This is a genomic window from Rhizobium sp. NZLR10 (assembly GCF_019685125.1).
Classification (GTDB): Bacteria; Pseudomonadota; Alphaproteobacteria; order Rhizobiales; family Rhizobiaceae; genus Rhizobium.
On sequence record NZ_JABDWE010000009.1, the window covers coordinates 45,168 to 59,075 of the forward strand.

Genomic DNA, 13,908 nt, shown 5'->3' on the forward strand with positions numbered 1-13,908 from the left:
AATCTCGCGTCGACGGACGGATGACACGTTTCAGCAAGATCAACACTATTGATCTAACGGTCCGGCGCCGGCTGGCGCTGACGCAAATCTCCTTTCCTAAATTCAGTGATATCATCTCGCGTGCAGTCCGAAACCTACTGGATCGGATAGGGACGAATCCGCTTGTGGCGCACGAAAACGCCAATACGGCTAGGAGTCCTGCCGCCGGCCATCCGCTGCAAAATGCAGACGAGACGGCTCGCACCCAGTAAACGTTCCCTCGCACAAGCGGCGGAGGCAATGCGAAGACGCGCTGGTATGCAGGCTGCGCAGCTTTGAAAGCGCTCTTTCTAAAAGTCACGGTCGTGGTCCGCTCTAAATGTCATGGACGTACTCTGTCCACTGTCGCTAGAAGCTTGCACTTTGAGGTGCCACGGGGAAGCTGACCAAGATTGGTCGCCAGGCGGGCGCCGCCACGTCGTAGTCGAGGAGGGAAATGGGGGAACCGGCACCGTTCGTAGGCTTTAGCTTCCGTGATAATTATTAATGAGAGCGTCATCAACGATTCCCTCTGTTATGAGTCACATCAATACAAATTTCCCTCCCATCAGCCGCTGGCGGGAGGAGCCCAACCTATTCGTCGTTTGTCCTAAATGGTGTGATTGACCAGGTGACTTCGTCAACAGCCCGCTGGAGGATCTCCTTCGTTAATACGAGGTTGGTTGACGCGGCGATGACATGTCCAAGAGTATCTGTATAGTCGCCTCTCCTGATGATCCGGGCGTTAGGTTTTACATGGAACTTCACATCGGCGACACCCTGGATAGAGGCCGCCCGGGCGCCGCCACTAATCCAATCTAACGTACCATCGCTATCAGGAACTAAATGCCGTACAATTGCAGTGCATGAATGCCGGCTGCGCAAATCCCATTCCTGGCCGATAACAACCTTTATATGCTCGTGTATGAGGTCGATACCGCAGGAGAGCTGAACCAGCCGAGGACTGGCGCCACCGGCAAGACGCGGATTGACTTCAATCACCACGGGCCCCTGCTTTGTCGATCGGAATTCAATGTTTGACGGTCCCCAGCCAAGCCCGAGACCTTCCAAACAGCGCCGGGACAGATCGACCACGCGATGATATTCCTCATTAGTCACAGGGGCCGGAACAACAGTCTCATGGAAGACGAAGTTCGGTGGGGGGCCGAATTCAGAAGCACCGATTGCAACGACTTCACTCCCCATTAAATTAGCACTGAAAAACGTTCCCCTTGCGAATTCTTCGACCAGTATCCTCGGCGTGGACCGCCAAGTGTGTTCCCCGCCCAGCAGATAGCTCGTATGAGCGGCCAATTCGGCGACATCGCGGCACAATCGAACGCCACTGCTGCCGCTTCCTTCAGCTGGCTTTAGAACTACAGGTAGGCCGATCTCTGCGGCTGCGTATTCTACCTCCTTTGCATCCATTGCTAAGCGATAAGCGGGCATCGGAATGCCTGCCTTTCTGAGCAACTGACGTTGATTGAATTTGTCGTTGCATCGATCGATTGAAGCAGGGTCCGGCCCCGGTAGACTGAAATGCCGGCAGAGTTCGCTGACTGTCACATAAATCGACTCGTCAAGTCCCGAGAAGCCAGTTATGCCAGCGATTTCATGGGTTGAACGCAGTATTGAACATTCATGAAGCAGAGCCTGGACATTGTCCGTGGCGACTGGGATGACCTCAGTGCCTTCCGCCTCGAGATATGCATACTGAGCTGGGTGAGCAGAAAGCGTGATTGGGTAAAGACCCAAACGCCGGGCTTCCTTCACGTACAGGTGGCCAATAGTTCTATGGCCCTCAACCAGAATAAGCGCTCTTTTGGCCAATGGCGTTGACCTCCATGGTTTCGATAGCACCCTCTGCAGAGGCTCTGGCGAGTATCGAAGCCTACGAGGTAGGAACGTGCCAGGCCATGCTAAAGTAGTGCTCGCTATAGCTTCAGGAGTCCGAATCGTGTTGCCGTCGCGACGGCGGCCGTTCTGGTTCGGACATCCAATTTTCGTAGGCAATTCTTCACATGAAAAGCGACCGTATTTTCGGAAATCCCCATGATCACGGCCGTTTCCCACGATGTCTTTCCCTGCGCTATCCACAGGAGACATTCTTTCTCGCGTGGAGAGAGGCTAGGAACACACTCCATGCCACCTTATCCATTTCGATTCGTTCCACCGATTGAGGGACGCCACAGAAGTGCCTGTTGACGTCGCCGCTTCTTTCGTTGCGAATATCGTGCCAACAGCGTCGAACGAGCCTCAGACGACATTGCCATTACTTTTCAACTGGTTACGGCATAAAAGCATGGAGGCAGGGCAACAGCGTCGTGTTTTGAAGTAGACAAACTCTACAGGATGCCTACCTCGCGGCATGGTTTGGTCCGGTGCCCGGTCAATTATTCGGCGGGAGGAAAGCCCGATCCCTCTGGGCCATAAGCAAGCAGGCAACTATGCCTTCACCGACTGATAAACCATGGCATAAGGTCATGCTTGATAACCTATCCCTCTAAGGATTTCCTTGGTCTTGACCGATGCCTTACGAGCGGGAACGCGCATCACTAAGCTGTCTGTCGCTTTGGGGACAAACCGGGCGCCGAGCGCGGCCACGTACCACAGACAAATTAGCTGTTGTCAGTCTCCAAAGTGGACGAAATCATTTGCAGCACCTGGTCTCGCGTCATCCAAAGGAGCCAATCATCATCATCGATGCCCTCGGCATCCAGGCGCAGGACCGAGCCATGCTGCTCTCGGTTCACGTAACCAGAACGACCAAGGACCCCTTTTGCCACATACCAGTCGGCAACCAGCGAATAAATGAAATCGGGCGCCCATTTAGCCCATGCCAATCCGAATGCGATGTGACCAATATAACTCATGAGGCCGCGGCCCCTAAAGTCTTCCCGCAGCCACAGATCGCCACGATATGCTACAACGCCGGTTATTCCTCGAGCACTCGGAGCGTAGCAGCGACATGAGGAGTATTGTCCCGCTTTCAAGACAGGATCCTTGAAGCAGGATTTTAGCGACTCGAGGTGCTCTGCAAGGTTCGTGTCAAGTAGATCGTCGACGCGCATTGCTTGGACATGTGCCACGGTTCCTTTTCTGTCCCGCCCGACGATCCAAAAAGCCTTTCCAGGGAAAAGATCGGAACAGTCTGGACGGAAGTTTGGATACGTGGGCCGCTTTCCGGGAAGTTTGCTGGTGATCCCCACATATTCCTCAAAGTCTTCGCCCATTGTAATGCTGAGACCGGATCGGCGTGCCAACTCGTTTGTTGCGCAGATATATTTTGATACATCGAGCGTCGTCACGTTTCCGTGCATGTCACTTCTCCTATTCACCAGTGTTTGCGGCGAAGATCGCTAGAGGGCATTTCGCCCAACAGATGAGTCGTCTGTTTGGTCACCCCTGCATTGCGGCGTAATCGGACACGCATGCCGCCGCGGTCTACGGCCTATAGCCACCGGGAGCCCAATCTCCGCTGAGCTGTCTATTTTCTTCGCAGCCGTCGACGAATATATCCGAGCTTCGCTACTTGGGAGATTGGCGACGGTCATCTGGTGATCAATATAAAGGCCAACAGGTTCGCTCATCGTTACCTCCTGAATATGAGTGAAGCACATGCGGCTTTCGACTAAGCCACGAGTTGGGCCCCTTCATCCACCTTGCCGCGAGATGAGGGACCTTCCTGGGCCTCTACGTTAAACATGAGGCCTGCGAGCCAGCTGCGAGGCGCCGCCGTCGGCGATGAGCATCTTCTGCTTCAAGTCCGCCACTCAGCAACATCAGTTTCCGCGACCGTAAGCCAACGCGTTTTCGAAGGAAGTTCATGTCTCGCTGACCCTGCATTGAGCCTCTGTCCGATTTTCGGCTCTTAGAGTCAGACGCTCGCGTGGACAGACAGGTCCAGAATGTCCAGACCACGCTGAAGCGTTTGCGCATCGATCGTCAGAGGTGGAAGAAACTTGATAACTTGGTCCTCTGCACCGCATCTCTCTACCACAAGCCCCTCATCAAAGGCTTTGCGAACGATCCTTTCGGCCACATTGCCTTCAGCGCAGTCGAGCGCCAGCATCAGGCCTCTTCCGCGGACGGATAGATTGTGATTTTGGGTGCTTTGCGCGATCTGCCGCAGGCGCTCGCTCATGTTGCTTCCTTTTTCCATGACATCGTCAGATAGATTTTCATTTGCCCAGAACTTTCTCAAGGCGCCCGTCGCTGTCACGAGCGCAAGGTTGTTGCCTCGGAACGTCCCGATGTGCTCTGCCGGCTGCCATACGTCCAACTCCGGCTTGAGCAGCAAAAGAGACAGCGGCAGCCCAATGCCACTCAGCGACTTCGAGAGAACGATTATGTCGGGCGATATACCGGCGTATTCAAAGCTGAAGAAACTGCCGGTTCTCCCACATCCTGCTTGAATGTCGTCAACGATGAGGAGAATGTCGTTCTTTCTGCAAATTCGCTCGACCGACCGCAGCCACTTCTCGCTCGCGACGTTTATGCCCCCCTCGCCTTGAACGGTTTCCAAAATGATGGCTGCTGGCAGATCTATGCCGCTGCTTGCATCCGAAAACACTTTGTCCAGGTACTCCGACGTGTCTGTTTCAGGCCCGAAGTAGCCGTCATAGGGCATGAATACGGCGCCGGCTGGAGGAAGGCCTGCCGCATCGCGGTAGTAACGATTACCTGTCACCGCAAGCGCGCCCAGGCTCACTCCATGAAAGCCGTTGGTGAATGAAATTATGTTATGCCGTCCAGTGACTTTGCGTGCGAGCTTCAAGGCAGCCTCCACGGCATTGGCGCCGGTCGGGCCGGGGAATTGAAATTTATATTTCAAACCACGCGGGCGTAAAATTGTGGCATTGAAAAACTCCATAAACTCTCGTTTAGCTGACGTAGCCATGTCCAATCCATGGATTATTGCACTCGATTTCGTGTATTCTACCATGGCATTTATCAACTCGGGATCGTTGTGACCGTAGTTGAGAGCACCCGCGCCGGAGAGAAAGTCGATGTATTTGCAGCCCTTCTCGTCCTCGATAATGGCTCCGACGCCCCTCCTAAATACGGTAGGAAAGGATCGCGAATACGACCTCACGTTCGACTCGAGATTTTCGAACACAGAAAGCGAGTTGGAGTTGTTGTCAGGGAACACGATCTTACTCCTTTTTAACCGCTGCAATTTCGGTCTGCTGTCCGAGCTAGGGTCCGATCGGAATTCCGGCTCGGCTCAACGGTGATGACTTGCAACCTTCGTCCGGCCCATTTCTTTCAAGTTTCGTGCCAGTCAGCTTCTTTATAGACGACCCATATTATTCACTGCTATGCCAGCTATTCAGGCGCCCAAATACGGGGCCGAGAAATGCAGGCATGTCGCTGAACCAGCAAAGACAATGTCGTACATCGTGACGCCTATGCACGGTTAACCGCTTGTGGCGCGTGGAACTCATGTGCGAGTCGTTTATCTTTATGCTGTGATCACTTTGAATCGGCAAAGGAGGGGTTGACCAAAGCATTCAGTCGTTGTTTATCGATCGCGGTTCGTCACCTGCCTAGAAGTGACCACGCTTGCCTTCGCCAGCCACTACAATCCGTCAAAACTATCGGCGTGGTGGCGGGTCGGCATTGCGATCGAGCGCACCAAGCTGGTTTAAGACCCGCTGCCCAGGCATCGCCTCTTTCCACCCTAGCAAAGCAGCTCCGCGCGAACTGCTTCGTGGCACTTGTACTCGGCTAATGTCTTCTGCAATCGGGCTAGCCGCTTCACTTCGTCTTGGATGGGCAACCCCTTTACCAAAGTCACAGTCATTTCGAACAACTCCACTGCCACGATGTTGTTGCCGATCTCATGGAAGAAGTAGGCCATGGCCTGATAATACTCCGCTCTTGAGTGGGCATTTTCCCACTGGCACAGTGTCAGCATGTGCTCGGAGAGCGCCTTGCCCATCGACAAGCGTTCACCAAATGGAAATCGCGAGTAGTCATGCGATGAGTCAAAGAGTTGATGCATCGCTCCAAGAAGCCAGTCTTTTGAGTCCTTCTCAATTGCAAGGCGGACAAATTTGCGTAGCATCAGGCAGGCGGCCTCCATGTCTTGCAATTCGTCAATCAATATGTCTGCATATAACTGGAATAGGTAGAGGCTGTCCGGCATAACACTGATGCCATCTTGTAGTAGCGACAGTGCCGTCTTCCAATCCTTAGCCTCTATCGCCGCCCAGATGCGATCGATCAATGATTGTCCAGCGGCATCCATTTCGTTCTCCTTTGTCAGATCGTTCGCTTCTTGCTGGTGCGCCAGCTGCGTCAAAATGAGGGAACTTTGCCGTTAGCCACATGTACAGGTGGGTGAGCTCTAGCCGTCAGCGGTCGCAGCTTCCTCATCTGCTGCAACGCCGATACCCTCCAACCCATGTTCCGTATTTCTCCGGCACCTGCTCCAGGCGGGCCAGTGCCGGTATGCAGACACGCACGAGGAAAGGATCCGGGGATGTGCATAATGCCGCGCTGGAAGGTCGAAAAGAGATCGCCTCGCAGCCAGTCCTGCGCTTTAATCGACGGAGCCAATCCGCAATCAACCATATCTGCGCTCCACTGCGTTATGGCGCTTGGTGCTCTATGACGGGGACGGTCTTGGCACCTATGAGGTCGAGCGGCCTTGATTGGATCAATCATGCCCGTGAAACATCAACAGCGCCTATGCGGCGTGGCTTTGCGTTGGCTTACGTCAAGCGCTTTCCGCACAACGTCATCAAGGTCTATCGGGTGGACAGAGGCGACCTTTCCGCCGCGGTCGAGAACGAACGAGTACGGCACAACAGAATGGATCGGGTCCATCCAGAGGCTGTGAATTTGACCTGTGAAATCGACCCCTACTCGAAAATTGAGATTCGGGCAGGTTTGGTTTAGCCATGCGTTCACATAAACACGAGCCGCAGCCGCCGTTGTAGGCCATTTGATCACGATGCCGATGACCTCAAGACCATCAGTCCGGTATTTTTCCTGCAACTGCACGAGATCGGGCATTATTTCCGCGCAGCCTCCGCGGGTGGCCGTCAGAAACACGAGAATGTAAACATTGCCTGGCTGGAAGGTCTCGAGAGGCCTGCCACGAACCCAGCCCACATCAATGATCGAAGGCGCTGAGTCACCTACCTTCACATCAACCATGCTTGGTGTTCCTTCACGTGTTCAAAACCAAATGCGGTTACCCCGCACTGCGGATGTGTCGGCCGTTCCGCCACTTCGCAATAGCTCTCAAGATTCGTGCCAAGCAGGCCGATTTAGCTGGCGAGCAACAATTTCGCTGCCATTTCAGCTAACTGACGAAAAATTCGGAATTGAGGAAGAACAACGCCTGTCACGTAACCGACAAAGGTGGGCGACAATGCCTTAACTCGTGACCTACTCCAACTAATTAGGCCATTTAGAATTTGCCAGTTACGATCCCTAACGGGGCGAAGTAATCATTCGACGAAGGCCTTGAGACAAAGATCTGTTCTGAAGCTGGACGCCACTGAAACGCGGAACAATTCTGAACGATCTACATCCGGCTAGTGCCCTTGAAGAAAAGTAAGCCACTTCGAAGGACGGATGCCACGTTGAAGCGCATTCGAGAAGATCCGTACTCAATAGGACCGCGCCACACGACGTTCGTCAGAACGTGGCGCCTTCTTCGTCGTCGAGTGGTCATGATTGCTGACCGCGTGAGCAGGGGCGAGAGCTTCGTTGACATCACTGCCACTATCATGACCGACAGCAGAGCAGGAAGTTAACTTTATGTAGGGGACCAGTCGAGGCGCGAATGACGTCTTCCTTGTGAAGTAGACCGCTCGCCGTGGCGCAGTCGAGCCTAGATAGCATGATCATGATCATCATCAATATCCACCGAAGACAACTCTTTAGGGGAAGCGATCAGAATTCGTTACGGCCGGTCTGGTGATGGGATAGAAACTGCTCTAACAATAGTCCGCTACACAAAATGAGACATCCTGTCGGTTGGTCAGATATTGCACAAAGGGCCGCACCGTTCATTGGCCCTCAGAGCGTGACAATCTATTTTCGACATTGTCATCACCTTTGTCGGTTACGTGACAAGCGCTCCTGTTTTCAATCCCGTATTCTACGCCCACATAACTGGATTCGCAGCTAATTATTGTTCGTCATCTCTATCGGCCCGCTTGGCACGAATCTTGAGAGCTATTGCGAGGCAGCGGAACGGCCTCCGCTTTTCGCTTTGCGGGATAACCGCATTGCTCGAACACATGAAGGAACGCCAAGCATGGCAGCTCTGCGTCAGATCGCATTCTATGGAAAGGGCGGAATTGGCAAGTCCACTACGTCCCAAAACACGCTAGCCGCCCTTGTGGACCATGGGCAGAAGATCCTCATCGTCGGCTGTGACCCTAAGGCCGACTCTACGCGCCTGATCTTGAACTCGAAGGCCCAGGATACGGTTCTTGATCTCGCAGCAACGAGAGGTTCGGTTGAAGATCTTGAACTCGAAGACGTGCTCAAGGTAGGCTATAAGGGTATCAAATGCGTGGAGTCTGGCGGCCCGGAGCCAGGCGTCGGATGCGCGGGACGCGGCGTTATCACGTCGATCAACTTTCTCGAAGAGAACGGCGCCTACAACGATGTCGACTACGTGTCTTATGACGTGCTCGGTGACGTTGTGTGCGGCGGCTTCGCGATGCCGATCCGTGAAAACAAAGCTCAGGAAATCTACATCGTCATGTCCGGCGAAATGATGGCCCTCTATGCCGCCAACAATATCGCCAGGGGCATTCTAAAATATGCTGCAGGCGGCAGCGTGCGCCTGGGTGGCCTCATTTGTAACGAGCGTCAGACCGACCGCGAACTCGACCTCGCCGAAGCGCTGGCTGCCAAACTCAATTCCAAGCTCATCCACTTCGTGCCACGCGACAACATTGTCCAACATGCCGAACTTAGAAAGATGACGGTGATCCAATATGCGCCGGACTCTCAGCAAGCGGCCGAGTACCGGACACTTGCCCAAAGAATACATGACAATTCGGGCAAAGGCACCATCCCGACCCCCATCACCATGGAAGAACTTGAGGACATGCTTCTCGATTTCGGGATCATGAAAACCGATGAGCAGATGCTTGCCGAACTTCAAGCCAGGGATGCCAAGTTGATAGCTGCCCAGTGATCACACTGACGCGCAGCGACACGCAAGGCGCCCGCCGTCCCGTGAGGGAGGTTTCGCCATGAGGCTTCATCCGGATTTTCTAAGGGGTAGTGTCAATGAGCCTCAAATACGATAATGACAGTGACTTCCATGCGAAGCTTATTGCAGACGTGCTGTCGCAATACCCGGGCAAAGCAGCGAAGCGCCGCAGTAAACACCTCAGCGTTGCAACGAGCGAAACGGACGCAAACGCGATCAGCGAATGCGAGGTAAAGTCGAACATCAAGTCTGTTCCAGGCGTGATGACGATACGCGGCTGCGCCTATGCCGGTTCAAAAGGTGTCGTCTGGGGACCAATCAAGGATATGGTTCACATTTCACACGGGCCTGTGGGTTGCGGTCAATATTCCTGGTCGCAACGTCGCAACTATTACGTCGGTCTGACAGGCATCGACACATTCGTGACGATGCAATTTACATCTGATTTTCAGGAAAAAGATATCGTCTTCGGTGGTGACAAGAAACTGGAAAAGGTCATCGATGAGATTGCTGAACTTTTCCCGCTAAGCAATGGCATCACCCTACAATCAGAATGTCCGATCGGTCTGATTGGCGACGATATTGAGGCCGTAGCGCGAAAGAAGGCCAAAGAACACGCGACGACCGTCGTGCCGGTACGCTGCGAAGGCTTCCGTGGCGTGTCGCAATCGCTTGGCCACCACATCGCCAACGACGCAATTCGAGATTGGGTCTTCGACAAGAAAGACATAAAATTCGATCCAGGTCCCTACGACGTAAATGTCATAGGCGACTATAACATTGGCGGCGACGCATGGGCCTCGCGCATCCTGCTCGAGGAGATCGGATTGCGCGTGGTCGGCAACTGGTCCGGAGATGCAACTCTCGCCGAAGTGGAGCGCGCGCCGAGAGCGGCACTCAACCTCATTCACTGCTATCGGTCGATGAATTACATCTCCAGGCATATGGAGGAAAAATATGGCATCCCTTGGATGGAATACAATTTCTTTGGACACTCCCAAATCGATGCCTCGCTGCGCAACATTGCCGAACACTTCGGGCCGGAGATCCAAGAAAAAGCCGAAAAGGTCATAGCCAAATACCAACCCCTCGTTTGGGCCGTAATCGACAAATACTGGCAGCGCCTTTCCGGCAAACGGGTGATGCTCTACGTCGGGGGATTGCGTCCTCGTCACGTCGTCACCGCCTATGAGGACCTCGGGATGGAAATCGTAGGAACCGGCTACGAATTCGGTCACGGCGACGACTATCAGCGCACTGGCCATTATGTAAAAGATGGCACGCTGATCTACGACGATGTGACTGGCTATGAACTTGAGAAATTCATTGAGGGAATTCGGCCCGATCTCGTCGGGTCCGGCGTTAAAGAAAAATACCCGGTGCAGAAAATGGGCATTCCATTCCGTCAGATGCACTCCTGGGACTATTCTGGTCCGTATCACGGTTATGACGGCTTCGCAATTTTCGCTCGGGACATGGACATGGCCATCAACAATCCAGTTTGGGGTCTCTACGACGCGCCCTGGAAAAATGACCGCATTTTGGCGGCGGTTGCTGGGTGAGAACATAGCGTTCGCGCGTAAACGCGCAACGGCTTAAACGACGCATGTTTCTGGACCGCCCTTGAGCCGCGGCCAGATCGAAAGAGGTGACCCTATGCCGCAGTCAGCTGAGAAAACTCTCGACCACGCGCCCCTATTCTGCGAGCCTGAATACAGGAAGATGTTGGCCAAAAAAAAGCTGAAATTCGAGTGCCCACACCCGGATCAGGTCGTGTCGGACCAGCGCGAATTCACGAAGAGCTGGGAATACCGAGAGAAAAACTTGGCCCGCCAAGCCCTTGTCGTCAATCCAGCCAAAGCCTGCCAGCCCCTCGGTGCGGTCTTCGCAGCGGCGGGATTCGAGCGAACGATGTCGTTCGTCCATGGCAGCCAAGGTTGCGTTGCCTACTATAGATCGCACCTATCGCGCCATTTCAAGGAGCCGTCATCGGTGGTCTCGTCATCGATGACAGAAGACGCGGCTGTTTTTGGTGGCCTGAAAAATATGGTCGACGGTCTCGCCAACACGTACAAGCTCTATAACCCGAAGATGATCGCGGTGTCGACCACATGTATGGCAGAGGTCATCGGAGATGACCTGCATGGTTTTATCGAAAATGCCAAAAGTGAAGGTTCGGTCCCGCGCGATTTCGATGTCCCCTTTGCCCACACACCAGCCTTTGTCGGCAGCCATGTCGATGGCTACGACAGCATGGTAAAAGGTGTGCTGGAGAATTTCTGGAAGGGCACCGCGCGAAGTGAAGCCACCGCTTCTATTAACATCATTCCTGGATTTGATGGCTTCTGCGTTGGGAACAATCGCGAATTAAAACGCCTGCTCGACTTGATGCAAGTGACTTACATGTTCATCCAGGACGCATCAGATCAGTTCGATACCCCCTCCGATGGTAACTTTCGTATGTATGACGGGGGGACCAAAATCAATGACGTGAAGGCGGCGTTGAACGCGGAGGGGACGTTGTCCCTGCAATATTACAACACTCGCAAGACGCTGGATTACTGCAGAGCCGTTGGACAAGCGACGACCTCCTTCCGCTATCCTCTTGGCGTCGAAGCTACCGACGAACTCCTGATGGCGATATCTGACATTTCCACGAGAGAAATTCCCGAGGTGATCCGTCTGGAGCGCGGGCGACTCATCGACGCGATGGCGGACAGCCAAGCTTGGCTGTATGGAAAAAAATACGCGATCTACGGCGATCCAGATTTCGTCTATGGGATGGCGCGCTTCATCATGGAAACCGGCGGCGAGCCAACCCACTGCCTTGCCACTAACGGCACCTCAGCTTGGGAGGACGAGATGAAGGAACTCCTCGCATCCTCGCCCTTCGGGAAGAATGCACAGGTTTGGCCAGGCAAAGATCTCTGGGCACTGCGCTCGCTACTTTTCACTGAGCCCGTGGATCTCCTGATAGGCAATTCTTATGGGAAGTATCTCGAACGGGACACCGGTACCCCACTGGTTCGGCTGACCTTTCCAATTTTTGACCGGCACCATCATCATCGATTCCCCCTCATGGGCTACCAGGGCGGACTGCGTCTTTTGACCGCGATCCTCGACAAGATCTTCGACAACCTCGATCGCGAAACAATGCACGCCGGTGTGACAGACTATTCGTATGACCTCACTCGCTAAGAGCGGCGGCCGGCCAGGCGGCCTATCTCTCAAACCAGATATGAAGGCAGACGAATGTCCTCGCCCAACGCCAAAATCAAAGATGCCTTCCACGAGCTAGCGAGTGAAAGGAGCGGCGGCAAGGGTCCTAAGGCGCGCCGAAAGAATTGCGCGAGGCCAATGGCCCCGGGAACGGCTGTCGGCGGTTGCGCTTTCGACGGCGCCAAGGTCGCACTGCAGCCGATTACCGATGTCGCGCATCTGATTCACGGACCGCTCGCCTGCGAGGGAAATTCCTGGGACAACCGTGGCACTGCCTCGTCAGGTCCAACACTTTGGCGCACGAGCTTCACGACTGATCTTACGGAAATCGACATCGTAATGGGCCACAGTGAACGGAAGCTCTTTAAAGCAATCCGGGAAATCAAGGAGGGGTATGCGCCCGCGGCAATCTTCGTCTATTCAACCTGCATAACGGCGATGATCGGCGACGACATCGGGGTTGTTTGCAAGCGAGCGTCGGACGAATTTGCGTTACCAGTGGTGCCGGTCAATGCGCCAGGCTTCCTCGGATCTAAGAACCTCGGCAACAAGCTAGCGGGCGAGGCGCTACTCAAGCATGTCATTGGTACCGTGGAGGCCGATGAACCAAGCGTTTGCGATATCAACATACTCGGCGAATTTAACCTCTCGGGTGAGTTCTGGCTGGTGAAGCCGCTCTTGGATAAGCTCGGCATCCGCGTCCGCGCCTGTATCCCGGGAGACGCGCGATACCTGCACGTCGCCTCCGCCCACCGCTCACGCGCAGCGATGACGGTGTGTTCGACAGCGTTCGTTGCTTTGGCACGTAAGATGCAGGAACGCTGGGACATTCCATTTTTTGAGGGCTCCTTCTATGGCATTTCCGGCACCTCGGAGGCGCTCCGGCGGATCGCCGATCTGCTTGTAAGGAAAGGTGCTGACCCCTCGCTTTTGCGTCGCACGGAAATCCTTGTAGCGGAAGAAGAGGAAAAGGTGTGGAAGAGGCTGGAAGCCTACCGACCTCGCCTTGAGGGCAAGCGCGTGCTTCTAAATACAGGCGGCGTGAAATCATGGTCGGTCGTCCATGCCTTGATGGAGATCGGCATGGAGATCGTCGGCACATCAGTCAAGAAATCGACGCTCGAAGATAGAGAGCGAGTGAAACAGACCCTGAAGGAGGGGAACCTCCTGTTCGAGTCGATGTCGCCGCGCGAACTTTTCTCGCTTCTACTCGAGAGAAAGGCTGACATCATGCTGTCGGGCGGACGCACCCAGTATATAGCGCTAAAGGCAAAACTGCCCTGGCTCGACATCAACCAGGAGCGTCATCACGCTTACGCTGGCTATGAGGGAATGGTGCAACTTGCTCGACAAATTGACCTGGCAATCCACAATCCGATGTGGCCGCAGGTGCGCGAGCCGGCGCCATGGGAGCCGGCCTTGGTCGTTTAAAAACGAGCTAAAAGAGAAGCGTAAGCGCGTCGAACCAAAACCGCGAGATC

General features: G+C 54.3%; 10 protein-coding genes. 4 read left to right on the top strand and 6 right to left on the bottom strand.

Features of this window, described 5'->3' with window-relative positions; all coding sequences use genetic code 11:
• Positions 1-612: 612 nt before the first annotated feature.
• From HJB82_RS15125 to HJB82_RS15150, 6 genes are all read right to left on the bottom strand, one after another.
• Positions 613-1,848: an acetyl-CoA carboxylase biotin carboxylase subunit family protein gene (locus tag HJB82_RS15125; protein ID WP_221140443.1), complete on the bottom strand. Its 1,236-nt coding sequence runs from the start codon at positions 1,846-1,848 to the stop codon at positions 613-615.
• Positions 1,849-1,952: 104 nt separating this feature from the next.
• Positions 1,953-2,162: a helix-turn-helix transcriptional regulator gene (locus tag HJB82_RS15130; RefSeq protein ID WP_206990212.1), complete on the bottom strand. Its 210-nt coding sequence runs from the start codon at positions 2,160-2,162 to the stop codon at positions 1,953-1,955.
• A gap of 474 nt (positions 2,163-2,636) precedes the next feature.
• Positions 2,637-3,338, bottom strand: coding sequence for a hypothetical protein (locus HJB82_RS15135; RefSeq protein ID WP_206990211.1), 702 nt, complete (start codon positions 3,336-3,338; stop codon positions 2,637-2,639).
• A gap of 557 nt (positions 3,339-3,895) precedes the next feature.
• A complete protein-coding gene (ectB, locus tag HJB82_RS15140; RefSeq protein WP_221140448.1) occupies positions 3,896-5,170 on the bottom strand; it encodes a diaminobutyrate--2-oxoglutarate transaminase in 1,275 nt (424 codons plus the stop codon).
• Between the two features lie 531 nt (positions 5,171-5,701).
• The gene (locus HJB82_RS15145; RefSeq protein WP_221140450.1) at positions 5,702-6,271 is read right to left on the bottom strand and encodes a hypothetical protein; all 570 of its coding nucleotides are present in this window, start codon (positions 6,269-6,271) and stop codon (positions 5,702-5,704) included.
• Positions 6,272-6,702: 431 nt separating this feature from the next.
• A complete protein-coding gene (locus HJB82_RS15150) occupies positions 6,703-7,185 on the bottom strand; it encodes a TlpA disulfide reductase family protein (RefSeq protein WP_168260056.1) in 483 nt (160 codons plus the stop codon).
• 1,111 nt (positions 7,186-8,296) lie between these two features.
• Here HJB82_RS15150 and nifH point away from each other — a divergent pair.
• The 4 genes from nifH (at position 8,297) to nifE (ending at position 13,858) form a co-directional block, all read left to right on the top strand.
• Positions 8,297-9,190 (top strand): nitrogenase iron protein, encoded by an 894-nt coding sequence (nifH, locus tag HJB82_RS15155; protein WP_003551759.1) that lies wholly within the window; start codon positions 8,297-8,299, stop codon positions 9,188-9,190.
• 95 nt (positions 9,191-9,285) lie between these two features.
• A complete protein-coding gene (gene nifD, locus HJB82_RS15160; protein ID WP_168301760.1) occupies positions 9,286-10,770 on the top strand; it encodes a nitrogenase molybdenum-iron protein alpha chain in 1,485 nt (494 codons plus the stop codon).
• A gap of 94 nt (positions 10,771-10,864) precedes the next feature.
• Positions 10,865-12,406, top strand: coding sequence for a nitrogenase molybdenum-iron protein subunit beta (gene nifK, locus HJB82_RS15165; protein WP_168301761.1), 1,542 nt, complete (start codon positions 10,865-10,867; stop codon positions 12,404-12,406).
• A gap of 54 nt (positions 12,407-12,460) precedes the next feature.
• Positions 12,461-13,858 carry a nitrogenase iron-molybdenum cofactor biosynthesis protein NifE gene (gene nifE / locus HJB82_RS15170; RefSeq protein ID WP_221140452.1) on the top strand — a complete coding sequence of 466 codons (1,398 nt, stop codon included), beginning with the start codon at positions 12,461-12,463 and terminating at the stop codon, positions 13,856-13,858.
• Positions 13,859-13,908 lie beyond the last annotated feature (50 nt).

Coding starts and splice junctions, on each gene's coding strand:
- HJB82_RS15135 (WP_206990211.1), bottom strand. CDS start 3,338: ATGCACGGAAACGTGACGACGCTCGATGTATCAAAATATATCTGCGCA.
- HJB82_RS15150 (WP_168260056.1), bottom strand. CDS start 7,185: ATGGTTGATGTGAAGGTAGGTGACTCAGCGCCTTCGATCATTGATGTG.
- nifE (WP_221140452.1), top strand. CDS start 12,461: ATGTCCTCGCCCAACGCCAAAATCAAAGATGCCTTCCACGAGCTAGCG.
- nifH (WP_003551759.1), top strand. CDS start 8,297: ATGGCAGCTCTGCGTCAGATCGCATTCTATGGAAAGGGCGGAATTGGC.
- nifK (WP_168301761.1), top strand. CDS start 10,865: ATGCCGCAGTCAGCTGAGAAAACTCTCGACCACGCGCCCCTATTCTGC.
- nifD (WP_168301760.1), top strand. CDS start 9,286: ATGAGCCTCAAATACGATAATGACAGTGACTTCCATGCGAAGCTTATT.
- HJB82_RS15130 (WP_206990212.1), bottom strand. CDS start 2,162: ATGGAGTGTGTTCCTAGCCTCTCTCCACGCGAGAAAGAATGTCTCCTG.
- HJB82_RS15145 (WP_221140450.1), bottom strand. CDS start 6,271: ATGGATGCCGCTGGACAATCATTGATCGATCGCATCTGGGCGGCGATA.